The organism is Bradyrhizobium sp. S3.2.6 (genome assembly GCF_040546885.1).
GTDB lineage: Bacteria > Pseudomonadota > Alphaproteobacteria > Rhizobiales > Xanthobacteraceae > Bradyrhizobium > Bradyrhizobium cytisi.
This window is the reverse complement of record NZ_JBEPOS010000021.1, coordinates 65,643-90,846: the sequence shown is the minus strand read 5'-3', so window position 1 is coordinate 90,846 and position 25,204 is coordinate 65,643. Positions and strand designations below refer to the sequence as shown.

Below are 25,204 nucleotides of genomic sequence, written 5' to 3'. Positions count from 1 at the left end.
ATGACACACTTGCCCAACGCGGTTTTACGCGATTCTGACGCCGATGCTTCCAAGCGATTTGCCAAAGAAATTCACAAGGACGTTGAAATGAGCAAGCAGGCCGAATTTGCGGTCATTCTGAAAATGAATGCCATGTTCGCCGATCTCGGGACGGACGAACTCCAGCGGTTGTCCCATCTCTGCCACACTCAGCATCTGGCGAATGGCGAGGTGCTGTTCCAGAAGGGCGACCCCGGTGACGCGCTGTTCGGGGTGCGCCGCGGCCAGGTCCGCATCGAGACCGGCGCCTCCGACGGCAGCCGGCTGACGCTGAATTTCATGGGCCCGGGCGACCTGTTCGGCGAGGTCGCGGTGCTCGACGGCCAGAGCCGCACCGCGGACGCGGCCGCCGGCGAGGTGAGCGAATTGTTCGTGCTGCGGCGCGAAGACTTCCTCGCCTTCCTCGAGCGCGAGCCGAAGGTCGCGATCAAGATCATCGCGCTGTTGTGCCAGCGCATCCGCTGGCAGAGCGAGCGAATGGAGGAATCCATGTTGCAGCCGCTGCCGGTGCGGCTGGCGCGGCGGCTCTGCGCGCTCGCCGCGGATTTCGGTTCCGAGGTGCACATCTCGCAGGAGCAGCTCGGCGTCTTCGTCGGCGCCGCCCGCGAGAGCGTCAACCGCCAGCTTCAGGCTTGGCGCAAGGAAGCGATCCTGGACCTCCAGCGCGGCCGCATCCTGCTGCGGAACATGACCAAGCTGACGGCGATCGCGCGGAACGAGTAGGGAGCGCAGCTAGGCTGCTTCCGGCACATAATGTAAAGTTAGAAGCTCTGATCGCTGGCAAGGAGCGACCGCGTATGGTCGTCCATCATCGCCGCTGAATTCGACGAGCACCGTCTCGTTGTCGAGCTCTTCGACGATTGTGCCGACGTTTCCTCGCGCCAACCGGTTCTCCGGGAGGTTAGTCAGCAATGCAACGACGTCCAGCACCGTCGGCGTTCGATTTTTCCTACCGCTTACTGCGGTCATCATAGCACCCAACAGGTGACGAATGTCGGCCGGTCGTCACCGGCCCGTATGATCTAAGCCGTTCTTACCACAGCCTGCTTCCGATGTCGCCTGAGTAGCACGTCCATGCGCCAGTGACTGCCCCAACGATCTGTCGCAATCTGGGACGCATCGCCCGAAAGTGCAGCATCAAGCAGCGCATCGCGAAGCCAGGGTGCATCTTCCTGTTGGAGACCGAGCGCGTCGCTGAAAACCCTCGCTTTATGTCGGCCGCGCGGATGCAAGGGATTTAGGCAGTAACCGTCGATCTTCCGAATGTCGATAGTAGCGTTCTTGCCATTCGGAATGCGCAACGTCATGGCAACTTCATCTCGCTCCCGTTCAATCTCACTCCGCCGCAGGATGCACGACGCCCTTCGGTGCCGATGCCGCCTCTCCGGGCGCCGCGCCGGAGGGCGGGACCGCATGATGATCGACGGTCTCCGCGTCCTCGCTGTGCACGATCAGCCGCTTGCCGAAGCGCCAGATCAGGGCGCCGAGATCGTCCATCACCATGAACATCGCGGGCACGAACACCAGCGACAGGATGGTGGAGAAGATCAGGCCGCCGATCACCGCGAGCGCCATCGGTGAGCGGAACTCGCCGCCGGCGCCGACCGCGAGCGCGCTCGGCATCATGCCGGCGGCCATCGCGATCGTGGTCATCACGATCGGGCGGGCGCGCTTCATGCCGGCGTCGATCATCGCCTCGTCGCGCGGCTTGCCGTCGCGGATCGCCTCGATCGCGAACTCCACCAGCATGATCGCGTTCTTGGTGACGATGCCCATCAGCATCAGGATGCCGATCCACACCGGCGTGGTGAGCTGCTTGCCGGTGACGAGCAGTGCCGCAATCGCGCCGCCGATCGAGAGCGGTAGCGAGAACAGGATGGTGATCGGCTGCAGGAAGGTGCCGAACAGCAGCACCAGCACCGCATAGACCATCATCAGGCCGGCCGTGATCGCGGTGGCAAAGCCGTCGGACAGCTCGTTGAGGCTTTCGGCGTCGCCGGAGGGTGAGACCTTCACGCCCTTCGGGAGGCTCTTCATGACAGGCAGGTCGTAGATCTTCTTGGTGGCATCGCCGAGCGCCGCTGAGCCGACGAGGTCGGCGGCGACGGTGGCCTGTCGCTCGCGGTCGTAGCGGTTGATGCTGGTCGGACCCTGGTCGAGCTTGACGTCGGCGATGACCGAGAGCGGAACGCCACCCTTCTCGCCGTGCTCGCCGAGCGGCACGCGCAGCTGCTCCAGTGTCTTGAGATTGCCGCGCGCGGCGTCCTCGAGCTGCACCCGGATCGGGACCAGGCGGTCGCCGACGTCGAACTTGGCAAGCGCCGGGCCGACGTCGCCAATGGTCGCGACACGGATGGTCTGCGACAGGCTTTCGGTCGAGACGCCGAGCCGTGCGGCGAGATCGGCGCGCGGCTCGATACGCAGTTCGGGACGCTCCAGCGAGGTCTCCGAGATCACGTTGGCGATGGTCGGAATCCGCTTCATTTGCGTCGCGAGCTCGCTGGCGACGTTGTTGACGATGTTGGCATCGACGCCGGTCACGACCAGCGAGATTGCGCGCAGGCCGTTCTCGTCCAGGAACCAGAAACGGATATCGGGAACGTTCTCCAGCTCCTGGCTGATCGAGAATTCAAGCTCGCGCTGGGTGATGTTGCGGTCGTTCTTGGGCGTGTAATTGATGATCAGGGCGGCGCGGCGAACTTCCTGGGTGCCCGGCGGGACGCGCCCGCCGTCGACGAAGATGCTCTTCACCTCGGCCCGCTTGCGCAGGCGTGCGACGATGTCCTCGGTGACCTTTTCGGTGTAGGCGAGCTGCGTGCCCGGCGGCAGTTCGAGGGCGAGCAGCGAGCGGGCGCTGTCCTGCGCCGGCAGGAAGCCCTGCGGCAGCAGCGTGATGCTCCAGATCGAGGCCGCGAAGATGCCGAAGCCGATCAGCACCGTGATGAAATAGTGCTTCACCGACCACGATACGAGGCCGTGATAGGTCCGCAGGATGCGGCCGGGCGGCGGCTCTTCATGATTGCCATGCTTGAGGAAGTAGGCCGCCAGCATGGGCGTCACGAAGCGCGCCGCGAGCAGCGAGAAGAACACCTGTACCGAGACCGTGATGCCGAACTGCTTGAAGAACTGTCCGGCGATGCCCGACATGAAGCTCGCGGGCGCGAAGATCGCGATGATGGTCAGCGAGATCGCGATCACGGCGAGGCCGATCTCGTCGGCGGCTTCCAGTGCTGCTCGATAGGGCGATTTGCCCATGTTCATGTGCCGTACGATGTTCTCGATCTCGACGATGGCATCGTCGACCAGAATACCTGTCGATAGCGTGATGGCGAGGAAGCTGACGAGGTTGAGGGAGAAGCCGAGGATGTCCATCGCCCAGAACGCTGGGAAGATCGACAGCGGCAGCGAGACCGCGGCAATGATGGTGGCGCGCAGGTCGCGCAGGAACAACAGCACGATGACCACGGCGAGGATGGCGCCCTCGAACAGGGTCGAGATCGCCGCCTCGTAGTTGCCGTTGGTGTATTCGACGGAGGTGTCGATCAGCTTGAGGTCGACATCGGGATAAGCCGCCTTGAGCGCGTCGATGCGCTTCTGCACGGCTTCGGCGACCTTCACGTCGCTAGCACCCTTGGAACGCTTGATGCCGAGCGCGACCACCGGCTCGCCGTTGAAGCGGGCGAAGGTGCGGCGGTCGGCGATGGTATCGGTGACGGTGCCGAGATCGTCCAACCGGACCTCGCCGCCGCCGAACAGCGGGACCATGGTGCCGGCAAGGTCGCTGAGCGTCTTGGCGCCGGCCAGGGTCCGGATCGCCTGGTCGTTCTTGCCGATTTCGGCGCGGCCGCCGGCGACGTCGACATTGGTACCGCGCAGGCTCTGGCTGACATTGACGGCGGTCAGCCCCATCGCCTGCAGGCGATCGGGATCGAGCGAGACCAGGATCTCGCGCTCGACGCCGCCGATGCGCTCGACCTGGGCGACGCCGCGCACGCCTTGTAGCGCGCGCTTGACCACGTCGTCGACGAAATAGGAGAGCTGCTCGGGCGTCTTGCCGGGCGAGATCGCGGCATAGGTGACGATCGGCAGGCCGATCACGTCGACGCGCTGGATCAGCGGCTCGGTGACGTTCTGCGGCAGGTTCGAGCGCACGCGCGTCACCGCGTCCTTGACGTCATTGAGTGCGCGGTCGGTATTGGTCTCAAGCGCGAACTGGATGGTGGTGACCGACACGCCGTCGGTGATCGAGGAGGTGATGTGCCGCACGCCCTCGACGCCGGAGACGGCGTCTTCAACCGTCTTGGTGACCTGGGATTCGAGCTCCGCGGGCGCGGCGCCGAACTGCGCCACCGCGACCGAGATCACGGGAATGTCGGCAGAGGGCAGTCGCGTGATCGCGAGCTTGGTGAAGGAGGTCCAGCCGAGGATCAGCAGGATGATCGAGAAGACCACCGACGGCAGCGGATTACGGATCGACCATGCCGAGATATTGAGAGCCATCAGCGTACCCGCGTGCGATCGAGTTCATCGGCGAACATGGTCTTGATCTGGTCGCCGTCATGAAGCGAAGAGCCGGCATCGGCCACGACGATTTCGCCGACGTCGACCCCTTCAAGGATTTCGGTTTGGCTGTCGGATGTTAGCCCGACGCGCACCCGGCGTGTCTCGATGGTGTTGCCTTTGACCACCTGCACGGTGAGATGGTCGATCGCCGTCTTGGGAACCGCGACGCCGCAGCTTCGCTTGGCGTCGATCGAGGCACGGGCAAACACGCCGACCTTCAGCGACGGATTGTTGGTGACGCTGATGCGGACGCGGCCGAGCTGCGTGGCGCGGTCGATCTCGGGAGCAACCAGCCGGACCCGGCCGATCAGATCGGCGGCGTCGTCCCGGCTGATCCGCACCGTCGCACCGGGGCTGAGTTTTGGCATGTGCACGGCCGGAACCTGTGCATCCAGCTCGATCTCGTTGTTCACGGCGATGCGGAACATCGGTCCCGCCTGAGGCGAGGCCGGCGCGCCGACAATGGTCCGCACTTCCGTGATGAGACCTGGCGCGGGCGCCTTCAGCGAGATCGGACCCTGCGGGCCCGGCCTTTGCGGCTGGCCCGGGATCTGCGGCGGCGCTGTCAGGCGTGCCAGCTCCTGGTTGTCGGTGACGACAGCGCCTTCAGTGACGAAGAGGTCGGTGACCTTCGATCCTTCCTGGTCGGCCATGACCACGGCCTCGCGCCTCGGCACGAAGAAGCCGGTGACGCGTACCAGATCGGAGAAGCAGGCATTGGTCGACTTCGTCACGATGACGAGCGCCTCGCCCGGCGTCTCCTTCGCCTCGGGGCGATGCCGATGCTCGAACCAGTAATAGCCGACGCCGAGCGCAACGATAAACGCCACGGTTCCCGCAGGCTTGATATATTCGGAGATGTTCATCGCCGGATCATCCTGGCCTGGCTCGGGGTTGCTGGGAACGTTTCCCTTAAACGAAGCGGCGTCCCGCAGGGCTGCGGGACGCGCGCCGGGAGCAAGACGTTACACCACATCGCGACTTGTCACTTCAACGGATTACGTCGTGGTCACTTCGATGCGGTAGTCTTGTTTTCCATGTTCACGACCTGCACGCGGCGGTTCACCTCGGCCATCGGCTGGCTCGGATCCTTCAGCTTGCTCTTGCCGTAGCCGACGGTGACGAGGTCGGCTGCTGCGATGCTGTACTTCTCGACAAGGTAGCGCTTGATCGAATCCGCGCGGCGTTCCGACAGCTCCTGATTGTAGCCCTCGCCGCCGGCGGCGTCGGTGTGGCCGGCGACCACGAAGGTCGAGCCCTTCAGGTCGGGGCTGGTCAGCGCGCGGCCCAGCGCCTGCACCGAAGGCAGCGACTTGGTGCTGATGTCGGCCGAGTTGTAGTCGAAGGTGATTTCGAGATCGATATTCGGCTTGTCCTTGGCGGCGGAGGCGATTTCCTCACGCTCGGTCGACGACAGCGAGCGCGTGGCGCGGCCGCGGACGGACTGGATCAGCTTGGTTTCCGCCGGGTTCGGCGCCGGATCGGCCTGCGGGGCAATCGAGAGGCCGCGGGTCAGGGGCTTCTTCGGCGGCGGCGCCAGCGCGCGGACGATCTCGTCCTCGGTAACGTTCTTGCTGTTGCCGTCGTCGCCGGCGAAGGCGGGTGGAAGTGTCAGCGACAGCGCGGCGCCGATGGTAATGACGGAGAGGATTGCGGTCAGTCCCTTTGCAGCCAATCTCATTGCCAGTCCCTCCAGCGCGAGCCCGCGCGGTTCCAAAATTCCTGCAAATGGCCCCCACGGCAAGGCCCGCCTGCGGCGTCCGTTCGGTTAGTCTTTGCCGGGCCGCCACGGGTTCGAGGCGCCGCTGGCCTCAAATCAAAAAAATATCAACGCACTCCGTAACTTGCGAATTCCTGCACGATGTTCGGATCCATCGCCTTGGCATTGGCGAGGTCGAGCGCGCCTTCCTGGGCCGAGCCGTTGCGCTGCTTGGCGATCCCCCGTCCAAAGAGTGAGGAGGTCAGCCGCGGGTTGATCTTCAGTGCGGCGTCGAAATCGGCGATGGCATTCTTCACCGCTCCGGATTTGAGGTTCACCAGCCCCCGGCTGTCCAGCGCATCGACGAAATTCGGCCGTAGCCGCAGCGCCTCGTTGCAATCCTTCAGCGCGGCCTGGAGGTCGCCGACCACGGCACGGGTCCAGCAGCGGTTGTTCAGCGCCTCGACGTCCTTCGCATTGATCCGGAGCGTGTCGTCAAAATCCCTGATGGCGAGGCTGTAGGCCCCTTTGCTGGCATAGACCTGGCCGCGCCGGTACAGCGCATTCACGTCGTCCGGATTGGTGGCGATCTTGGCCGTCAGGCCCTTGATGGTGGGATCCTCAGCCAGCACGGCCGCGCTCGGCCCGCCATCCGCGTTCGGCGCCGGAGCTGGCTCGGCCGGTTTGACCGGCGCTTGCGGCGGAGGCAGCGCGGCCTCAACCTGCTGCTTCGGTGCCGGCGGCGGTGACGGAGATGCAGGCGGCGCCGGCGGATTGTTCGCAGCCACAGGTGGTGCTGGCGGGGCGGGCGGAGCCGGAGGCGGGTTGTTGGCGACCGCAGCCGGCGGCGGTGCGGGAGGCGCCGGTGGCGGGGTCGCCGCTGTCGGGCGCGATCCCGCGGCCCCCGGAATGAACGAGAAATCCTCGGCGAGCGAGGACGAGATCCACGGCACCTGCTCGCCGCGCGAGGCGCGGGTGACGCCCATCTTGGTGCGGTTCAGCGTCTCCTCCGCCATCAGGTCGGGGACGCGGATTTCCTTGAGCAGTTCCTGAACAAAGAGGCTGTGGTCGCCTCCGGCGTCCGACACCACGGACGCCAGCGCCGCCGAATACATCACCAGCGTGCCGTTCGGCGCGATGACCGGGGTCAGACCCGCCGAAAAGCTGCGGAACCGCCGTTCGAACGGGTTGCGCCTGCTGGCATCGATCAGCGCGATCTTGACGCCGGCGCCACGGGTGTTGAGCTCGCCCAGGATCGCTTCGATGCTGAAACCGTCGCGACGGACGTCGGACTCGGTCCAGATCTGTGCGTCGACCGGGATCATGTAGCTCTGGCGTGCCGACTGGATGCCGAACCCGCTGTAGAAGATCAGCGCCACCGAGCCCGGCTTGATCTTGCCATAGAGCTTGTCGAAGGCGCGGCGCATGCCATCGCCGGTCAGGTTTTCGCCGACCTCGACCGAAAAGCCGTCGCGCTTGAGCTCGTCGGCGACATCGCGGCTGTCGTTGATCGGCTCCTTCAGCGGAGTGTCCGCGTCCGGATATTTGGCATTGCCGATGACCAGCGCGTAGCGGTCGCCGGCCGCGCGCGACGGGGCGGTCGGGATGAGCGAGACAAGCAATGGCAGAAGAAAAAGCAGGCGAATTTTCATAATCAGCGCGGTCCAGCCAAAAAGGCGCCGTTACCAGCTTGCGCCGCGGCGACCTTAACTTACGCAATGTGCATTATCAAACCGGGGAGTCGGGGCGTCAACCGCTTGGAGATTCGGCACTATCGCGACAATTGACCGCGATGCACGGGCCGGCGGCGAGGGGAATAAGTCGGCGGTCACGGCTCTACTCGACGCATTCTCGTTCAGGGTTCCTGCTGTCACGTTAGGCCGGTACTCGCGACCAAAATGTGATTGGTCTCACATTGCGCCCTGCGTCCGCCGCAGGCGTTTGACCTTTGCTGCGGGCAATGGCTTGGTGCGCGGCAGGTCCATTCAGAAAAAGCAAAAGCCGGGATCAAAGTCATGGGAAACGCCTACGAAATCTACGCCCTGCGCTATGCGACCATGTCGCCGCGCACCCCCAGCATGAATTTTCTGGCGCCCGACCCGCATGACAGCGCCGCGCAGGATCTCGACTACTTCGTTTGGCTGATCCGCGGGCAGGGCCGCGATATTCTGGTCGATACCGGCTTCAATGCCGAGGAGGCGACCTCGCGCGCGCGCAAGCTGACGCTCAATCCGGTCGATGCGCTGGAGCGCTTTGGCGTCTCCGCGTCGGGCATTCGCGACATTATCGTGACGCATCTGCATTACGATCACGCCGGCAATCTCGACCGCTTCCCGAATGCGCGCTTCCATCTCCAGGACCGCGAGATGGCTTACGCCACCGGCCGCTGCATGTGCAACGGACTGCTGCGACATCCATTCTCGGTCGAGCACGTCACCCAGATGGTGCGCCATGTCTATCGCGAGCGCGTCCATTTCTATTCCGGCGACGGCGAGGTCGCGCCTGGTGTCACCGTGCACCGTGTCGGCGGCCATTCCGACGGCTTGCAGGTGGTCAAGGCCGAGACCGCGCGCGGTCCGGTGGTGCTGGCGTCCGACGCTGCGCATTACTACGCCAATCTGCAGCGCCGTAGCCCGTTCCCGATCGTCTACAATGTCGGCGACATGGCGGTGGGCTGGGAGACGATCGAACGTCTCGCCGGCCATCCCGATCGCTATATTCCCGGGCACGATCCGATTGTGACCGAGATCTATCCGCGTGCGAGCGACAAGGTCGACGCCTGGGCGCTGCATTTGCCGCCGACGCGGCCGTTTGCGAAGTGATTAATACGCCTGCTTGGCGTCGGCCTCTTCGCTGGTCTGGATCAGGTCGAGGCTATCCTCGATCTTGCCGAGCAGCGCGGAGAGCTGCTTGCGCTCCTGCGCGGACAGGCAGGCGAGGATCTCGTCTTCCCGCAGCAGCAATTGCGGGAACAGCTCCTCGTAAAGCGCGCGGCCCTTCTTCGTCAGCTGCAGGCGGAATTCGCGGCGGTCGGCTTCGTTCTCGACCCGCTCGATCAGGTCGTCACGCAGCAGCGCCGTCACCGCGCGGCTGATGGTGGATTTGTGCGTGCGGGTGCATTGCGAGATGTACTGCGCGCTACAGGCATCGTTGCGGAAGCCGAGCGTGGCCATCACGCGCCAGGCCGGAATGTCGAGGCCGTGACGTTCCTGATATTCGACCGCGAGCGCGGAACTGACCTCCGCTGCCAGCCGGTTGAGGCGGAACGGCACGAATCTGAACAGATCGAGCCGCGACTTGGGTCGCGCCTTGGGCCGCGATGAAGCCTCGTCGGTTTGCCGTGTCTTCAACGCGATGTCGCTGGATGTCCTCGCCAAGAAGAGCGCTCCGAATTCCAGTTGACGGCCGGCCGGCTCCGGTCCAAAATAGTTGCACGTGAGACTATCTAGCAGATCAGTCCTCTCCTGACCAGAGCCGAGGTTAGTGTATGGCAGGCGCCAATACGCATCAGGCCAAAACCCAGTTCGGCTATCGCCGCCACTCCGACCAGGACCGCCCCGGCCAAAATCCGGCCGAGCATCCGGTCGTGGTCGTCGGCGCAGGGCCCGTCGGGCTGTCGCTGGCGATCGATCTCGCCCAGCGCGGCCAGCGCGTCGTCCTTCTGGATGATGCCGACCGCATCGGCGAGGGCTCGCGCGCGATCTGCTTCTCGAAGCGCTCGCTGGAATATTGGGACCGGCTCGGCGTTGCCGACCGCATGGTCGACAAGGGCGTCGTGTGGAGCGTCGGCCGCATCTTTCACGGCGAGTCTCAGCTCTATCAGTTCAACCTGCTGCCCGAGGACGGTCACAAGCGGCCGGCCTTCATCAATCTCCAGCAATATTACGCCGAGGCCTATCTGGTCGATCGCATCAGCGACCTGCCCACGATCGACCTGCGCTGGCGCAACAAGGTGACCGCGGTCGAGCAACGCAACGATTCCGTTGCGCTGACGATCGAGACGCCCGAAGGCGCCTATCGCCTGCATGGGCAATATGTCGTCGCCTGCGACGGTGCGCGGTCCTCGCTGCGGCAGATGGTCGGCGCCGAGTTCGCCGGACAGGTGTTCGAGGATCAGTTCCTGATCGCCGACGTCAAGATGACGGCGGAGTTTCCGACGGAGCGCTGGTTCTGGTTCGATCCGCCGTTTCATGCCGGACGTTCGGCGTTGCTGCACCGGCAGCCCGACGATGTCTGGCGCATCGATCTCCAGCTCAGCCGTGATGCCGATCCCGTCGTCGAGAAGAAGCCTGAGAACGTGCGGCCACGGCTCGCGCGGATGCTCGGCCACGACAAGTTCGAGTTCGAGTGGATCTCGCTCTACAAATTCCAGTGCCGACGCATGGATCGCTTCATCCACGGCCGCGTGATTTTTGCGGGCGATTCTGCACACCAGGTCTCGCCCTTCGGCGCGCGTGGGGCGAACTCGGGACTCGAGGACGCCGAAAACCTGTCCTGGAAGCTCGACCGCGTGCTGCGCGGCACCTCGCCCGCAAGCCTGCTCGAAAGCTACCATGTCGAGCGCAGCGGGGCTGCCGACGAGAATATCCGCGAATCCACCCGCTCGACCGATTTCATGGCGCCGAACTCGCATCAGGAAGCCCGGCTGCGCCAGGCGGTGCTGTCGCTCGCCAAGGAAACCGAGTTCGGCAAGCGCATGGTCAATGGCGGCCGGCTGTCGGTGCCATGCAGCTATGACTCGCCGCTGTCGTCACCCGATGCCGACGCGTGGGATGCCGGCCCGCGGCCCGGCTGTTCCATGCTCGACGCCCCTGTGGCGGGCCAAGCCTATCTGACCGATGCGTTCCGCCAGGATGGAACTGATTTCACTTTGCTGTCGTTCAGCAATGGCGCAGCGATTGATGCACCCGATGGCGTGAAGGATATTCTTATCGGCGGCGAGAGCGGACTTGCCGATCCCTCGGGCCTCGTCGCCAAGCGCTATGACGCCGAGCCGGGCTCCGCTTATCTGCTCAGGCCCGACGGCTACGTCGCAGCGCGCTTCCGCCATCCGACGCGTGAGGCGATCACGGCCGCGCTATCGCGAGCAGCAGGTCTGAATTGAGGTTGATATGCCGCTTTCCACCAGCTCCAATTTTGCGCGGCCCGACGATGCCTTTCGCGCCATCGTCGAGGCTCATCGCGGCCTCACCGACGAGCAGAGCGCGGATTTCGACGCGGCGCTGGTGCTGATCCTCGCCAACCATATCGGCGATATCGACGTGCTGCGGGAGGCGCTCGCGCTGGCGAAACGCCGCATGATCGACGGCCAGCAGCAACAACAGCAGCAACAGTAACCCAAGACTTGAGGATGAACTGATGGCGAAGAATTTCGCATCCACCGGCGATCTCTCCGAGAAGAAGATCACCTTCTCCGAGATCGGCGCCGATCTCTACGCGTTCACCGCCGAAGGCGATCCGAACACGGCGATCATCGTCGGCGACGACGGCTGCCTCGTGTTCGACGCGCAGTCGACGCCCGCAATGGCCAACAAGGTGATCGAGCGTGTGCGCACCGTCACCGACAAGCCGATCAAATATGTCGTGCTGTCGCATTATCACGCCGTGCGCGTGCTCGGCGCCTCCGCCTACAAGGCGCAGGGAATCGTCGCCTCGCAGGAGACTTATCGTCTGATCGAGGAACGTGGTCAGCAGGATTGGGATTCCGAGTATGGCCGTTTTCCCCGCCTGTTCCAGGATGCCCAAAGCATTCCCGGCCTGACCTGGCCGACGCTGACCTTCGAAGGCGAGATGTCGATCTATCTCGGCAAGCGCGAGGTGCGGCTGATGCAGCTCGGTGCCGGCCACACCTCCGGCGACATCGTCGCCTGGGTGCCGGATGCCGAGGTGATGTTCTCCGGCGATCTCATCGAATATCACTCGGCCTGCTATTGCGGTGATGCGCATCTGCGCGAATGGCCGCTGACGCTGAACGAGATCCGCAATTTCAATCCCAAGGCGATCGCGCCGGGCCGCGGCGATGCGCTCAAGGGCACAGCCACCGTGCGCGAGGCCATCGCCATGACACGCGACTTCGTCACCTCGCTCTATGGCGCGGCCGAAGTCTCGGTCGCCAAGGGGCGCACGCTGAAGGAATCGATGGCCGCGACGCGCGAAGTGATGGACCCGAAATTTCACAGTTTTGCCATCTACGAGCACTGCCTGCCATTCAATGTGTCGCGCGCCTATGACGAAGCATCGGGAATCGACGATCCCGTGATCTGGACCGACAAGCGAGACCAGGAAATGTGGGCGGCCCTGCAAGGAGGAGGATAGTCATGAACGTCAATACCTCACCCGATCAGATCATCCGCAGCTCGGCGCAGGTGACGCCGGGCTACATGTCCGGATTCGGCAACAGTTTTGAGACCGAAGCGCTGCCTGGCGCGCTGCCGATCGGGCGCAACTCGCCGCAGCGCTGCGCCTACGGCCTCTATGCCGAGCAGCTCTCGGGCTCACCCTTCACCGCGCCGCGCGGCACCAATGAGCGCTCCTGGCTCTATCGCATCCGCCCCTCCGTGAAGCACTCCGGTCGCTTCGAGAAGGCCGATGCCGGTCTGTGGCGCTCGGCGCCGTGCCACGAGAACGATTTGCCGATCGCGCAACTGCGCTGGGATCCGGCGCCGCTGCCGAAGGAGGACATGACCTTCCTCCAGGGCGTGCAGACCATGACGACCGCCGGTGACGTCAATACGCAGGCCGGCATGGCCGCGCATGTCTATCTCATCACCAAGTCGATGGTGGACCAGCATTTCTACAATGCCGATGGCGAGTTGATGTTCGTGCTCCAGCAGGGCAATCTTCGCGTCGTCACGGAATTCGGCCGCATCGACGCCGAGCCCGGCGAGATCGTCGTGATCCCGCGCGGCGTGAAATTCCGTGTCGAGATTCCAAATGGTCCCGCGCGCGGCTATCTCTGCGAAAACTATGGCGGCGCCTTCACGCTGCCGGAGCGCGGGCCGATCGGCGCCAACTGTCTTGCGAACGCGCGGGACTTCCTGACGCCGGTCGCGCACTATGAGGACATGGACAGGCCGACAGAGCTGTTCGTGAAATGGGGCGGCTCGCTGTTCAAGACGCAGCTCGTCCATTCGCCGATCGACGTCGTCGCCTGGCACGGCAATTACGCGCCATATAAGTACGATCTACGCACCTTCTCGCCGGTCGGCGCGATTGGTTTCGACCACCCCGATCCCTCGATCTTCACGGTGCTGACGTCGCCCTCGGAGACCGCGGGCACCGCGAATATCGACTTCGTCATCTTCCCCGAGCGCTGGCTGGTCGCAGAAAACACCTTCCGTCCGCCCTGGTATCACATGAACATCATGAGCGAGTTCATGGGTCTGATCTACGGCGTCTACGACGCCAAGCCGCAGGGCTTCGTCCCAGGCGGCATCAGCCTGCACAATTGCATGCTACCGCACGGCCCCGATCGCGACGCCTTCGAGCACGCCAGCAATGGCGAGCTGAAGCCGGTCAAGCTCACGGGCACCATGGCCTTCATGTTCGAGACCCGCTACCCGCAGCGCGTGACAGCGCATGCCGCGAATGCGTCGACGCTGCAGGAGGATTACGCGGATTGCTGGAAGGGCCTGGAGAAGCGGTTCGATCCGAACCGGCCGTGACCGTCCAACTATGTCGCCGTCATGCCCGGGCTTGTCCCGGGCATCCACGTCTTGATGCGCAGAGGAAAGATCGTGGATGGCCGGGACAAGCCCGGCCATGACGGTCTCAAGTCCGGAGATTCATGTGCCCCACCCCAACGATCCCAGCCTCCGTTCCTTCATCGAGGTCGACCCCGCCTCCGACTTCCCGATCCAGAACCTGCCCTATGGCGTGTTCTCGACCGCGCGTAATCCGACGCCGCGCGGTGGCGTTGCGATCGGCAACTATGTGCTCGATCTCTGGGAGCTCGAGCAGGACTCGCGGCTCGATGTCGGTCCGCTCGGCGTGTTCTCCGGCCCTTCGCTCAATCCCTTCATGGCGCTCGGGCCAAAAGTCTGGACCGGGACGCGGGCGCGGATCAGCGAGCTGCTGCGCCACGATCATCCGGAGCTGCGCGACAATGTGGAGCTGCGCAAGCAGGCGCTGGTGCCGATGCGCGAGGTGATAGTGCATCTGCCGTTCGCGGTCTCCGGCTATACCGACTTCTATTCGTCGAAAGAGCACGCCACCAATGTCGGCGTGATGTTCCGCGGCAAGGATAATGCGCTGCAGCCGAACTGGCTGCACATGCCGATCGGCTATAACGGCCGCGCGTCCACCGTCGTGGTCTCGGGCACCAAGGTGAAGCGGCCGCGCGGGCAGTTGAAGCCGCCGAATGCGGAAGTGCCGAGTTTTGGCCCGTGCAAGCGGCTCGATTTCGAGCTGGAGATGGGCGTCGTGGTCGGCCAGCCCTCAGCCATGGGCGGTATGCTCACCGAGCAACAGGCCGAAGAGAAGATCTTCGGCTTCGTGCTGCTCAACGACTGGAGCGCGCGCGACATCCAGCAATGGGAATATGTGCCGCTCGGCCCGTTCCTGGCGAAAGCGTTCGCGACCTCGATCAGCCCGTGGGTGGTGACGCGCGAAGCACTGGAGCCGTTCCGCCTGAAGGGGCCGACGCAGGAGCCGGAGCCGCTCGATTATCTCAAGCAGGCAAAGCCGCAGAATTACGATCTGGAGCTCGACGTCTCCTTGCATGGCGCCGGCGCCAATGCGCCTGCCGGCATCAGCCGGACAAACTTCAAGTATATGTACTGGTCCTCGGTGCAGCAGCTGATGCATCACGCCTCCTCTGGCTGCGCGATGAATGTCGGCGATCTCCTCGGCAGCGGCACCATTTCCGGCCCTGAGAAGAACCAGCGCGGCAGCTTGCTGGAGATCAGCTGGAACGGCACTGAGCCAGTGGAATTGCCCGGCGGCGTCAAACGCTCGTTCCTGGAAGACGGCGACAGCATTGTCATGCGCGGCTGGTGCCAGGGGAATGGTTATCGCGTCGGATTTGGCGAGGTCGAGGGGACGATTGTGCCGGCGGAGTGAATTCCGTTATCGCGACAAACTCCGTCATTGCGAGCGCAGCGAAGCAATCCAGAATCTCTCCGCAGCGGCAGTCTGGATTGCTTCGTCGCATCAGCGCAAAATTGCTTCGCAATTTTGTCGCGAGCTCCTCGCAATGACGTGGAGAGAGCTCAGCGCTTCTCCGGCGGCACGCCCTTGACCCTCGCGCAGTGTGCTGCGACGTCGTCGAGGCTGTACTTCAAATGCACCCGCTTGTCGGACGGCGCCTGCTTGCTCGTGCATACGCCCGGGCGCCACTCCTGCGTCGGCCTGATCGGGCGCGGGGCAAAGCCGCCGCCGCAGTTCGGGCAGACGTTGGAGAGCTTTGTCTCCACGCAATCCGCACAGAACGTGCATTCATAGGAGCAGATCCGCGCATCCGTTGCATCAGGCGGCAGGTCGCGATCGCAATATTCGCAGTTCGGTCGAAGCTGGAGCGCCATGGGTCAATCTCCGAGAGCTGGCCGGGATCATCGCAGATCGCGCGCGCGGCGCGAATGGCGTAGTTCCCTCGATTTCAGCCAGCCTTCAAATCTTTCAGCGGCAGCTTGGAGCTTTCCTTCAGCCGGTCCAGCACGATCGAGGAGCGCACATGCGCCACGCTCTGGTGCGGCATCAGCACGTCGTTGACGAGGTTGGAGAGCCCTTTGAGATCGCGCAGCACGGCTTTCAGCACATAGTCGGCGTCGCCCGTGAGCGAATAGGCCTCCTGGATCTCGTCGATGCGGTTGACCAGCGCCCGGAAGCGTTTTGAATTGTCCGGCGAGTGGGTCGCAAGTCCCACCTGGATGAAGGCGATCACGCCGAAGCCTAGCGCCTCGCTGGAGAGGTCGGCGTGATAGCCGGCGATAATCTTCTCTTCCTCCAGCCGCATTCGCCGGCGCGAGCATTGCGAAGCCGAGAGGCCGGCTTGCTCGGCAAGCTCCTGGTTGGTGAGGCGGCCGTCATCCTGGAGTGCGCCCAGGATCTTGAGGTCGAAGGCATCCAGCGGAATCATGCGTCATTTGTCCATTTTGTGCACGGATCGTGCGTACGATAGCCAAAACGCGTTCCATTTGCACGCTCATTGCGCGTCCCGTGAAGGATAGTTCATCCCAGCAGCAGATTGGGAGAGCAGCATGGGTCCGTTTCCGCACGATGCACCGCCGGCCACGATCACAGCCGACAATCCGATGGGCACCGACGGCTTCGAGTTCGTCGAATATGCGCATCCCAATCCGCAAGAGCTGCATGACCTGTTCAAGCTGATGGGCTATGCGCCCGTCGCGCGGCACAAGACCAAGACAATCACGATCTATCGCCAGGGCGACATCAACTATCTCGTCAACGAGGAGCCCGGCACCCACGGTTACGAGTTCGTCGCCGCACACGGCCCCTGCGCGCCGTCGATGGCGTTCCGCGTGGTCGATGCGAAGGTCGCCTATGACCGGGCGATTGCGCTCGGTGCGGAGCCAGCCGATGTGCCGACCGCGCAGAAGACGCTCAACGTGCCCGCGATCAAGGGCATCGGCGGCAGCCTGCTCTACTTCGTCGATCGCTACGGCGCCAACGGCTCGGCCTATGATGCCGAGTTCGAGTGGCTAGGCGCACGCGATCCGCGGCCGGTCGGTGCGAGCCTGTTCTATCTCGATCACCTCACCCACAACGTCCATCGCGGCCGTATGGATGTCTGGACCGGCTTCTACGAAAAGCTGTTCAACTTCCGTCAGATCCGCTTCTTCGACATCGAGGGCCGCGCCTCGGGCCTGTTCTCGCGCGCGCTGACCAGCCCGGACGGCAAGATCCGGATTCCGATCAACGAGGACGCCGGCGACTCCGGCCAGATCGAGGAGTATCTGAAAATCTATCGCGGCGAAGGCATCCAGCACATCGCCTGCGGCTGCCGCGACATCTACCGCACCATCGAAGGCCTGCGCGAAGCAGGCCTGCCCTTCATGCCGGCGCCGCCCGAGACCTATTTCGAGCGGATCGATGCGCGCCTGCCCAAGCATGGCGAGGACGTCGCACGCTTGCAGAAGAACGGCATTCTCATCGACGGCGAGGGCGTGGTCGACGGTGGCCAGACCAAGGTGCTGCTGCAGATCTTCTCGGCCAATGCGATCGGCCCGATCTTCTTCGAGTTCATCGAGCGCAAGGGCGACGACGGCTTTGGCGAGGGCAATTTCAAGGCCCTGTTCGAGTCGATCGAGGAGGATCAGATCCGGCGCGGAGTGCTGAAGGTGGAGGATGCGGCGTAAGCCGTCAGCCGCGCTGCTGTAGGGTGGGCAAAGCGTGAGCGTGCCCACCACCTCTACCGGATTCGTGGAGAGATGGTGGGCACGGCGCAAGAGCGCCTTTGCCCACCCTACAGGATCGTGCGACGGGGGTTACTTCGCCGCTTTCCACGCCTGCATCACCGCCGCGATCTCAGCGCCCTCCGGCTCGCGCACCACGGACGGCGTGCGCGAGAAGCGCGGCGCCGGTGCGGGCTGCTTCACGCCGTGGCGTTCGACGAACACGTTTCGCGCGACCATGTGCGGATGCTCGGTCGCTTCCGACATGGTCAGCACCGGCGCGAAGCAGATGTCGCTGCCTTCCATGATCTTGCACCAGTCCTCGCGCGTCTTGCTCTTGAACACGGCCTTCAGCTTCTCCTTCAGCGCGGGCCAGGCCTTGGGATCCATCTGCGCGTCGAAATCGGCATCTAGCAGGCCTGCGTGCTCGCGCAGCAGCGCGTAGAACTGCGGCTCGATCGAGCCGATCGAAACGAAATGGCCGCAGGCGCATTCATAGACGCCGTAAAAGTGGGCGCCGCCGTCGAGGAAGTTCCGGTTGCGACCTTCGGTCCAGCGGCCGAGCGTTTTCATGTCGAAGAAGAACGACATCAGCGATGCCGCGCCGTCGCACATCGCGGCGTCGACCACCTGGCCCTTGCCGGACCTCGAGGCTTCCAGCAGTGCGGCGAGCACGCCGACGACCAGATAGAGCGCCCCGCCGCCGAAATCGCCAACCAGGTTGAGCGGCGGCACCGGCGCTTCCTCAGGTCCGATCGCGGCGAGCGCACCGGTGATCGAGATGTAGTTGATGTCATGGCCGGCTGCATTCGCAAGCGGGCCTTCCTGGCCCCAACCGGTCATGCGGCCGTAGACGAGCTTTGGATTGCGCGCGAGCACGATATCGGGGCCAAGGCCGAGCCGTTCCATCACGCCGGGACGAAAACCTTCGACCAGCGCGTCGGCGCTGGCGAGCAGGTCGAGCACCTGTGCGATGGACTCCTTGTCCTTGAGGTCGAGCTCGATCACCGTGCGACCGCGGCCCGCCACCGACTTCAGGCTCTTCTTGGCGCCGACGCGGTCGAGCGTGACGACATCGGCGCCCATGTCGGCCAGCATCATGCAGGCGAACGGGCCGGGTCCGATGCCGGCGAATTCGACGACGCGGAAGCCCGCGAGCGGGCCTGAAGTGCCGACGGATGTGTTCTTGGCGGGTTTGTCGAGCACGGGTTTTGTTTTCCTTGGGTCGCGGGCGGCGGATGCCGATTGGTCGGCAGCCGCGCCGGACGTTCCTCTCTGGGGCGAGTTAATTGGCTGATTAACTTTTCTCGCCTTCACGCCAGCGAGGCAAGCGCTTTTCACGCATGGGCGCATCATAAAAGCGGCGCGCATTGCTGCGCGCCGCAGAAGATTTGTGTTGAGGCGCTATCAGCCAGCGGCAGTTACGGCGCGCTGCGCCATCACTTTGATGAGGTTGGCGCGGTACTCTGCACTGCCGTGAATGTCGGCCAGCAGATTGCTCGCCGAAATGTTCACGCCATCGATTGCTGTCGGCGACCAGTTCGCCTTCAGCGCTGCCTCGATTGCCGGCACCCGCATCACGCCGCTTTGCGAGGCGCCGGTGGCAACGACGCGGATCTCGCCCGACTTCGCTTGCGCGACGAACACGCCGGTCAGCGCAAAGCGCGAGGCCGGATGTGGGAATTTCGCGTAGCCGGATTTCGCATGAACCGGGAACGAGACGGCGGTGATGATCTCGCCGTCTTCAAGTGCCGTCGTGAACAGGCCCTTGAAATAGTCGTCCGCCGCAATCGAGCGCTTGCTGGTCTTGACCGTTGCGCCGAGTGCCAGCGTCGCGGCCGGATAATCCGCGGCCGGGTCGTTGTTGGCGAGCGAGCCACCGATCGTGCCGCGGTAGCGCACGGCGGGGTCGCCGATCAGCGAGGCAAGATAGGCAAGTGCGGGTATCGTCTTCTTCACGGTGTCGCTGGTGGCGACATCGTGATGCGGCGTGGCGGCCCTGACGGTCAGTACGTCGCCGGAGGCCTCGATGCCGATCAGCTCCTTGATCTTGCCGAGATCGATCACGTCGGAGGGGCTGGCGAGCCGCTGCTTCATTACCGGCAGCAGCGTCTGGCCGCCGGCGAGGAACTTTGCCTCGCTGCCCTTCGCGAAGAGAGAGGCAGCCTCATCGACTGAAGAGGCGCGATGATAAGTGGTCTGATACATCTTTCTCTCCTCTTTAGGCCGCGTGGATCGTGCGCCACACCCGGTCCGGGGTTGCGGGCATTTCCAGGTTGTTCTTGCCGATCGCATCCGTGATCGCATTGATCACGGCCGCAGAGGCGCCGATCGCGCCGGCTTCACCGCAACCCTTGATGCCCAGGGGATTGCCCGGGCACAGCGTCGTGGTGTGGGAGAGATTGAACGAGGGCAGATCGTCGGCGCGCGGCATGGAATAATCCATGAACGAGGCCGTGACCGGCTGGCCGTTGGCATCGTAGATGGCGTGCTCGAGCAGCGCTTGTCCGATGCCCTGGGCAAGGCCGCCATGGACCTGGCCCTCGACGATCATCGGGTTGATCAGCCGGCCGAAATCGTCGGCCGCGACGAAGTTGACGAAGGAGGTCTTGCCCGTGCCGGGATCGACCTCGAGCTCGCAGATGTAAGCGCCGGCCGGGAAGGTGAAGTTGGTCGGGTCGTAGAAGGCGCTTTCTTTCAGGCCCGGCTCCATCCCGTCAGGCAGATTGTGTGCGGTGTAGGCCGCGAGCGCAACCATCGGCAGCGCAATCGCCTTGTCGGTACCGGTCACCTTGAACTCGCCGTTCTCGATGACGATGTCGGCTTCCGACGCTTCGAGCGCATGCGCTGCGATCTTCTTGGCCTTGGATTCCATCTTCTCCATCGCCTTCAGGATCGCAGTGAGACCGACAGCCGCCGACCGCGAGCCGTAGGTGCCCATGCCGAACTGCACCTTGTCGGTGTCGCCATGGACAATAGAGACCTGGCTGATGGGAACACCCAAGCGCTCTGCGACGAGCTGGCAGAACGTGGTTTCGTGCCCCTGTCCGTGGCTATGCGAGCCCGTGAGGATCTCGATGGTGCCGACCGGGTTGACGCGCACTTCGGCCGATTCCCAGAGACCGACGCCGGCGCCCAGGCTGCCGACAGCCTTCGACGGTGCAATGCCGCAGGCCTCGATGTAGCAGGAGACGCCGATGCCGCGCAGCTTGCCTTGCGACTTGGCTTGCGCCTTGCGGGCGGCGAAGCCGGCATAGTCGATCGCCTTCATCGCGGCGTCGAGCGAGGCATTAAAGTCGCCGGTGTCATAGGCCATGATCACAGGCGTCTGGTGCGGGAACTGGGTGATGAAGTTGGTGCGGCGCAACTGGGCCGGATCGACCTTGAGCTGCCGCGCCGCCGTCTCCATGAGACGTTCGATCAGGTAGCTCGCCTCGGGGCGGCCTGCGCCGCGATAGGCATCGACCGGCGTGGTGTTGGTGTAGACCCCGACCACCTCGGCATGGATCGCCGGGATGTTGTACTGGCCCGACAGCAGCGTCGCGTAGAGATAGGTCGGCACCGACGACGAGAACAGCGACATATACGCGCCGAAATTGGCGTAGGTCTTCACCTTCAAGCCGATGATCTTGTTGTTGGCGTCGAGCGCCATCTCGGCATGGGTGACATGGTCGCGGCCATGCGCGTCGGTGAGGAAGGCTTCGGTGCGGTCGCCGGTCCATTTCACGGGACGGCCGACCTTCTTCGAGGCCCACAACGCCACCATCTCTTCCGGGTAGATGAAGATTTTCGAGCCGAAGCCGCCGCCGACGTCGGGGGCGATCACGCGCAGCTTGTGCTCGGGGGCAATGTTGTAGAACGCCGACAGCACGAGGCGAGCGACGTGCGGGTTCTGCGAGGTCGTATAGAGAGTGAAGTGCTCTTCCGCCGCATCGTAATCGGCGATCGCCGCGCGCGGCTCCATCGCGTTCGGGGCGAGGCGGTTGTTGGTGACGTCGAGCTTGACGACGTTGGCGGCCTTGGCGAAGGCGGCATCCGTCGCGCCCTCGTCGCCGATCACCCAGTCATAGACCTGGTTGCCGGGAGCCTCAGGGTGAAGCTGCGGTGCGCCGGACTTGATCGCGGCCTGGATGTCGGCGACGGCCGGCAGCTCTTCATAATCCACGACCACGGCCTCGGCCGCGTCGCGCGCCAGATTCTTCGTGTCGGCGATGACGACCGCCACGGCCTGTCCGACGAAGCGCACCGTCTCCGGCGCCATCGCCGGCCATGCCCCCATCTTCATCGGGCTGCCGTCCTTGGAGGTGATGGCCCAGCCGCAGATGAGGTTGCCGACCTTGTCGTCGACCAGCTCCTGTCCGGTGAGGACCGCGACCACGCCCGGCATCTTCAGCGCGGCGGAAGAGTCGATGTTCTTCACCTTGGCGTGTGCGTGCGGGCTGCGGATGAAATGGGCATGGGTCATGCCCAGCAATTTGATGTCGTCGACGTACCGGCCCTTGCCGGTAATGAAACGCTTGTCTTCCTTGCGCACGACGCGCGCGCCGATGCCTTCAACACCCATGTCTGGTCCTCCCGACCGGAATTATCTTGACTGCGCTTTCCCTCGAAAGCCGCAGCGGTGGTTCTTTTTTCGAGGCGGGCCGCTCTACTCGGCCGCCTGCGAGACCTTCATGCGCCCGGCTGCATCCAGCACGGCTTTGACGATGTTGTGGTAACCGGTGCAGCGGCAGATATTGCCTTCGAGCTCGTGCCGGACGGTGGGCTCGTCGAGCTGGCCACCATGGCGGTGCACGATGTCGATCGCCGACATGATCATGCCCGGGGTGCAATAGCCGCACTGCAGGCCGTGGTTGTCGCGGAAGGCGGCCTGCATCGGGTGCAGCTCGTCGCCCTTGGCGATGCCTTCGATGGTGGTGACATTGGCGCCGTCGGCCTGGCCCGCCAGCATGGTGCAGGACTTCACCGCCTTGCCGTCCATGTGCACGACGCAGGCGCCGCACTGGCTGGTGTCGCAGCCGACATGGGTTCCGGTGAGGTTGAGATGGTCGCGCAGGAGCTGGACCAGCAGCGTGCGGTCCTCGACGTCGACAGCAACGGCCTTGCCGTTCACCGTCAGTTTGACTGTAGACACGGAACATACCTCCCGGGATTGATTTTGATTGTTTCTAATTAGAGACCGCGGCCCCCAGGCTTGGCAACTAGGATTTTGATCGCCCCGGTCCGTCCGGTCGGCCTTTGGCCGATAGGGCCTTTGATTGCGCCAACGTGACGAATTTACCGGCCTTTATCGATTCTGCCCTAGTTTTGCGCATCCGGGTCTTGGGGGCGGGGCGCCTCCGGACGATGGCTGAATAGAAAATGGGGGTTGGGAATGTCCGGGCGTACCGCGTCGCCATCCAAGCGCAGCATATTTCCGACCCTCCGGTTCCGCGCCAAGATCATCCTCGGCTTTGCCGCGGTGCTGGTGATCTCCGCCGGCAGCATGGCCTTTGCCTATTTCGGCTTCGAACGGGTCTCGTCCGGCGTCGGGTCCTATCGCAGCAGCGTCTCGGAGGCCGATCTCGCCCGCAATATCGACCGCGAGCTGCTCGGCTACCGTTCGGCCGTCAAATATTTCGTCGTCACCGGCAAGGAGGATAATGCCAAGGCGGCGCTCGACGCCGAGGCCAGCCTGAGGAGTGCCATCGACCAGGCCGTCAAGAGCGCCAAGACGCCGGCGCGGCAGGACAGTCTCGACAAGCTCGCCAAGGAGTTCTCGAATTTCTCCGCCACCTTCGCCAAGGTCCTCCAGGCCAAGCGCGACAGCACGCTGCTGGTGCAGAACCAGCTCTCGCGCCAAGCCAATCTGCTGAAGTACAAGCTCGACGATATCGGCAACAATGCCTCCGATTCCGAGGCACAGGCGATCGAGTTCGGCACCAAGCAGGTCAACGCCCAGTTTCAGACCGCAAGCGCGGCGGCGACCAATTTCGTGCTGACGTCCGACCAGGCGATCGCGACCAGTGCGCTGGCCCGCTTGAAATTCGTCGAGAACTCGCTCGGCGCGGTCTATTCCATGGACGACAAGATCGTCGCCGGCCTGAAGGACGCCAAGACCATTCTTGTCGCCTATCGCGAAGCGCTTGAGAAGCTGATCGCTAACGCCAGGATGGTCGACGAGCTCGTCACCGAGATGAGCGGCTCGGCGGGCGCGATCCTTCGGGGCGCCTCTGCCATGAAGGCGGATCTGGTCGCCGAACAGCAGCGGCTGGATTCGGAATCGGAAGCGACCATCGGGAAGACCGAGCAACTGGTGCTGATGCTGGCCGTCGGCGGCACGCTGCTCGGCGCGGTCCTCGCCTTCCTGCTCGGCACCGGCATCTCGCGGCCGATGATTGCGATGTGCAAGGCGATGCGCGAGCTTGCTTCTGGCAATTTCGACGTCGTGCTGCCGGGCCTCGGCCGCAAGGACGAGATCGGCGAGATGGCCGGCGCGGTCGAAGAGTTCAAGGTTCAGGCGGTCGCCAAGGCCGAGCGCGATGCCGCCGCCAGCGAAGCCCAGAACAGGGAGCAGGCAGCAAGCCGCCGCGGCGAGCTGATCCGCTTTGCCGATGATTTCGAGAGCGCCGTCGGCGCCATCGTGTCGAACGTCTCGGCCTCCGCCGTGCAGCTCGAATCCTCGGCCTCCACGCTGACCCGCACCGCTGAGACCACGCAGACCCTGTCGAGCCAGGTCGCCGGTGTCTCCGAGCAGGCCTCGAGCAACATGCAGTCGGTCGCAACCGCGACCGAAGAGCTGTCGGCCTCGGTCGAGGAGATCGGCCGCCAGGTCCGCGACTCCAGCCGGATTGCCGAGGCCGCCGTGGTGCAGGCCAAGGAGACCGACGGCCGCATCGGAAAACTCTCGCATGCGGCCCAGCAGATCGGCGAGGTCGTCAAGCTCATCACGGCGATTGCCGAACAGACCAATCTTCTCGCGCTCAACGCCACCATCGAGGCGGCCCGCGCCGGTGAAGCCGGCCGCGGCTTCGCGGTGGTCGCAAGCGAGGTGAAGTCCCTGGCGAGTCAAACCGCCAAGGCTACCGACGAGATTTCCTCGCACATCACGGGCATGCAGGGCGCGACCGCCGAATCGGTTGCCGCGATCAAGGAGATCGGCGCGACCATCGGCAAGATCTCGTCGATCTCGACCTCGATTGCCAGCGCCGTGGAAGAGCAGGGCGCCGCGACCCAGGAGATCGCCCGCAGCGTCCAGACCGTCGCCCAGGGCACCCAGACCGCCGCGACCGATATCGGCCAGGTCAATCGCGGCGCCGCCGAAACCGGCTCGGCCTCGGAAGAGGTGCTGAACTCGGCCAAGACGCTGTCGAGCGAAAGCACCCGGCTGCGCGCCGAGCTCGACCGGTTCATGGCCAATATCCGGGCGGCGTAGGGCACTTGCTCCGATTTCGCCTCGGTCTTTCCCGTGGCGACGGTCCGTCCCCGCGTCACCTAACCGCGGGTTGCGACGCGCCAAGTTTACCGCGGCTTATCCTTTGCCATTTACCGTGCATTTGAGTCGGGGAGCGGG

At 64.2% G+C, this 25,204-nt stretch carries 22 protein-coding genes; 9 read left to right on the top strand and 13 right to left on the bottom strand.

Annotation, left to right across the window (positions count from 1 at the left end):
• The first annotated feature begins 87 nt into the window (after positions 1-87).
• Entirely contained in the window at positions 88-762 is a 675-nt protein-coding gene (locus ABID58_RS29080; RefSeq protein ID WP_148755872.1) for a Crp/Fnr family transcriptional regulator, read from the top strand.
• 9 nt (positions 763-771) lie between these two features.
• Here ABID58_RS29080 and ABID58_RS29075 read toward each other — a convergent pair whose 3' ends face one another.
• From ABID58_RS29075 to ABID58_RS29050, 6 genes are all read right to left on the bottom strand, one after another.
• Positions 772-1,008 (bottom strand): DUF4926 domain-containing protein, encoded by a 237-nt coding sequence (locus ABID58_RS29075; protein WP_354036298.1) that lies wholly within the window; start codon positions 1,006-1,008, stop codon positions 772-774.
• 53 nt (positions 1,009-1,061) lie between these two features.
• Positions 1,062-1,346, bottom strand: a complete 285-nt coding sequence (locus ABID58_RS29070; RefSeq protein WP_354036260.1) for a DUF6883 domain-containing protein — start codon at positions 1,344-1,346, stop codon at positions 1,062-1,064.
• Positions 1,347-1,374: 28 nt separating this feature from the next.
• Positions 1,375-4,539 (bottom strand): efflux RND transporter permease subunit, encoded by a 3,165-nt coding sequence (locus tag ABID58_RS29065; RefSeq protein WP_148755870.1) that lies wholly within the window; start codon positions 4,537-4,539, stop codon positions 1,375-1,377.
• The gene (locus ABID58_RS29060; RefSeq protein ID WP_354036258.1) at positions 4,539-5,468 is read right to left on the bottom strand and encodes an efflux RND transporter periplasmic adaptor subunit; all 930 of its coding nucleotides are present in this window, start codon (positions 5,466-5,468) and stop codon (positions 4,539-4,541) included. The genes ABID58_RS29065 and ABID58_RS29060 overlap by 1 nt, the downstream gene beginning before the upstream one ends.
• Before the next feature lie 143 nt (positions 5,469-5,611).
• Positions 5,612-6,283, bottom strand: coding sequence for an OmpA family protein (locus ABID58_RS29055; protein ID WP_187435409.1), 672 nt, complete (start codon positions 6,281-6,283; stop codon positions 5,612-5,614).
• A 146-nt stretch (positions 6,284-6,429) separates the two neighbouring features.
• Entirely contained in the window at positions 6,430-7,953 is a 1,524-nt protein-coding gene (locus tag ABID58_RS29050) for a caspase family protein (protein ID WP_354036256.1), read from the bottom strand.
• 363 nt (positions 7,954-8,316) lie between these two features.
• Here ABID58_RS29050 and ABID58_RS29045 point away from each other — a divergent pair, with 363 nt between their 5' ends.
• Positions 8,317-9,123, top strand: a complete 807-nt coding sequence (locus tag ABID58_RS29045) for an N-acyl homoserine lactonase family protein (protein WP_354036255.1) — start codon at positions 8,317-8,319, stop codon at positions 9,121-9,123.
• Here the strand turns inward: ABID58_RS29045 and ABID58_RS29040 are convergent, their stop codons facing one another.
• A complete protein-coding gene (locus ABID58_RS29040) occupies positions 9,124-9,678 on the bottom strand; it encodes a MarR family winged helix-turn-helix transcriptional regulator (RefSeq protein WP_354036254.1) in 555 nt (184 codons plus the stop codon).
• A gap of 110 nt (positions 9,679-9,788) precedes the next feature.
• Between ABID58_RS29040 and ABID58_RS29035 the strand changes: the two genes are divergently transcribed.
• The 5 genes from ABID58_RS29035 (at position 9,789) to fahA (ending at position 15,361) form a co-directional block, all read left to right on the top strand.
• On the top strand, positions 9,789-11,405 hold the full coding sequence (locus ABID58_RS29035; RefSeq protein ID WP_354036253.1) for an FAD-dependent oxidoreductase: 1,617 nt from the start codon (positions 9,789-9,791) through the stop codon (positions 11,403-11,405).
• 7 nt (positions 11,406-11,412) lie between these two features.
• The gene (locus tag ABID58_RS29030) at positions 11,413-11,637 is read left to right on the top strand and encodes a DUF2783 domain-containing protein (protein ID WP_354036252.1); all 225 of its coding nucleotides are present in this window, start codon (positions 11,413-11,415) and stop codon (positions 11,635-11,637) included.
• Positions 11,638-11,659: 22 nt separating this feature from the next.
• Positions 11,660-12,616 (top strand): MBL fold metallo-hydrolase, encoded by a 957-nt coding sequence (locus ABID58_RS29025; protein ID WP_148755862.1) that lies wholly within the window; start codon positions 11,660-11,662, stop codon positions 12,614-12,616.
• A gap of 2 nt (positions 12,617-12,618) precedes the next feature.
• Entirely contained in the window at positions 12,619-13,965 is a 1,347-nt protein-coding gene (gene hmgA, locus ABID58_RS29020) for a homogentisate 1,2-dioxygenase (RefSeq protein WP_354036251.1), read from the top strand.
• Between the two features lie 124 nt (positions 13,966-14,089).
• Positions 14,090-15,361, top strand: coding sequence for a fumarylacetoacetase (fahA, locus tag ABID58_RS29015; protein ID WP_354036296.1), 1,272 nt, complete (start codon positions 14,090-14,092; stop codon positions 15,359-15,361).
• 149 nt (positions 15,362-15,510) lie between these two features.
• Here fahA and ABID58_RS29010 read toward each other — a convergent pair whose 3' ends face one another.
• A complete protein-coding gene (locus ABID58_RS29010) occupies positions 15,511-15,822 on the bottom strand; it encodes a DUF1272 domain-containing protein (RefSeq protein ID WP_148755859.1) in 312 nt (103 codons plus the stop codon).
• Positions 15,823-15,896: 74 nt separating this feature from the next.
• A complete protein-coding gene (locus ABID58_RS29005) occupies positions 15,897-16,376 on the bottom strand; it encodes an Lrp/AsnC family transcriptional regulator (RefSeq protein ID WP_148755858.1) in 480 nt (159 codons plus the stop codon).
• Positions 16,377-16,497: 121 nt separating this feature from the next.
• Here ABID58_RS29005 and hppD point away from each other — a divergent pair, with 121 nt between their 5' ends.
• Positions 16,498-17,616, top strand: coding sequence for a 4-hydroxyphenylpyruvate dioxygenase (hppD, locus tag ABID58_RS29000; RefSeq protein WP_354036250.1), 1,119 nt, complete (start codon positions 16,498-16,500; stop codon positions 17,614-17,616).
• Between the two features lie 129 nt (positions 17,617-17,745).
• On the opposite strand, the gene ABID58_RS28995 is transcribed toward hppD, so the two are convergent.
• The 4 genes from ABID58_RS28995 to ABID58_RS28980 form a co-directional block, all read right to left on the bottom strand.
• Positions 17,746-18,858, bottom strand: a complete 1,113-nt coding sequence (locus ABID58_RS28995) for a CaiB/BaiF CoA transferase family protein (protein ID WP_354036248.1) — start codon at positions 18,856-18,858, stop codon at positions 17,746-17,748.
• Between the two features lie 201 nt (positions 18,859-19,059).
• Positions 19,060-19,860: an FAD binding domain-containing protein gene (locus ABID58_RS28990; protein WP_354036246.1), complete on the bottom strand. Its 801-nt coding sequence runs from the start codon at positions 19,858-19,860 to the stop codon at positions 19,060-19,062.
• Positions 19,861-19,873: 13 nt separating this feature from the next.
• The gene (locus ABID58_RS28985) at positions 19,874-22,216 is read right to left on the bottom strand and encodes a xanthine dehydrogenase family protein molybdopterin-binding subunit (protein ID WP_354036245.1); all 2,343 of its coding nucleotides are present in this window, start codon (positions 22,214-22,216) and stop codon (positions 19,874-19,876) included.
• Between the two features lie 84 nt (positions 22,217-22,300).
• Positions 22,301-22,786 carry a (2Fe-2S)-binding protein gene (locus tag ABID58_RS28980; protein WP_354036244.1) on the bottom strand — a complete coding sequence of 162 codons (486 nt, stop codon included), beginning with the start codon at positions 22,784-22,786 and terminating at the stop codon, positions 22,301-22,303.
• A gap of 240 nt (positions 22,787-23,026) precedes the next feature.
• Here ABID58_RS28980 and ABID58_RS28975 point away from each other — a divergent pair, with 240 nt between their 5' ends.
• Positions 23,027-25,066, top strand: a complete 2,040-nt coding sequence (locus ABID58_RS28975) for a methyl-accepting chemotaxis protein (protein WP_354036243.1) — start codon at positions 23,027-23,029, stop codon at positions 25,064-25,066.
• The last annotated feature ends 138 nt before the right edge of the window (positions 25,067-25,204 follow it).

Bases quoted from the DNA above. Each gene is read 5' to 3' on its own strand.
- ABID58_RS29080 (WP_148755872.1), top strand. From the start codon at position 88: ATGAGCAAGCAGGCCGAATTTGCGGTCATTCTGAAAATGAATGCCATG.
- ABID58_RS29075 (WP_354036298.1), bottom strand. From the start codon at position 1,008: ATGACCGCAGTAAGCGGTAGGAAAAATCGAACGCCGACGGTGCTGGAC.
- ABID58_RS29070 (WP_354036260.1), bottom strand. From the start codon at position 1,346: ATGACGTTGCGCATTCCGAATGGCAAGAACGCTACTATCGACATTCGG.
- ABID58_RS29065 (WP_148755870.1), bottom strand. From the start codon at position 4,539: ATGGCTCTCAATATCTCGGCATGGTCGATCCGTAATCCGCTGCCGTCG.
- ABID58_RS29060 (WP_354036258.1), bottom strand. From the start codon at position 5,468: ATGAACATCTCCGAATATATCAAGCCTGCGGGAACCGTGGCGTTTATC.
- ABID58_RS29055 (WP_187435409.1), bottom strand. From the start codon at position 6,283: ATGAGATTGGCTGCAAAGGGACTGACCGCAATCCTCTCCGTCATTACC.
- ABID58_RS29050 (WP_354036256.1), bottom strand. From the start codon at position 7,953: ATGAAAATTCGCCTGCTTTTTCTTCTGCCATTGCTTGTCTCGCTCATC.
- ABID58_RS29045 (WP_354036255.1), top strand. From the start codon at position 8,317: ATGGGAAACGCCTACGAAATCTACGCCCTGCGCTATGCGACCATGTCG.
- ABID58_RS29035 (WP_354036253.1), top strand. From the start codon at position 9,789: ATGGCAGGCGCCAATACGCATCAGGCCAAAACCCAGTTCGGCTATCGC.
- ABID58_RS29030 (WP_354036252.1), top strand. From the start codon at position 11,413: ATGCCGCTTTCCACCAGCTCCAATTTTGCGCGGCCCGACGATGCCTTT.
- ABID58_RS29025 (WP_148755862.1), top strand. From the start codon at position 11,660: ATGGCGAAGAATTTCGCATCCACCGGCGATCTCTCCGAGAAGAAGATC.
- hmgA (WP_354036251.1), top strand. From the start codon at position 12,619: ATGAACGTCAATACCTCACCCGATCAGATCATCCGCAGCTCGGCGCAG.
- ABID58_RS29010 (WP_148755859.1), bottom strand. From the start codon at position 15,822: ATGGCGCTCCAGCTTCGACCGAACTGCGAATATTGCGATCGCGACCTG.
- ABID58_RS29005 (WP_148755858.1), bottom strand. From the start codon at position 16,376: ATGATTCCGCTGGATGCCTTCGACCTCAAGATCCTGGGCGCACTCCAG.
- hppD (WP_354036250.1), top strand. From the start codon at position 16,498: ATGGGTCCGTTTCCGCACGATGCACCGCCGGCCACGATCACAGCCGAC.
- ABID58_RS28990 (WP_354036246.1), bottom strand. From the start codon at position 19,860: ATGTATCAGACCACTTATCATCGCGCCTCTTCAGTCGATGAGGCTGCC.
- ABID58_RS28985 (WP_354036245.1), bottom strand. From the start codon at position 22,216: ATGGGTGTTGAAGGCATCGGCGCGCGCGTCGTGCGCAAGGAAGACAAG.
- ABID58_RS28975 (WP_354036243.1), top strand. From the start codon at position 23,027: ATGTCCGGGCGTACCGCGTCGCCATCCAAGCGCAGCATATTTCCGACC.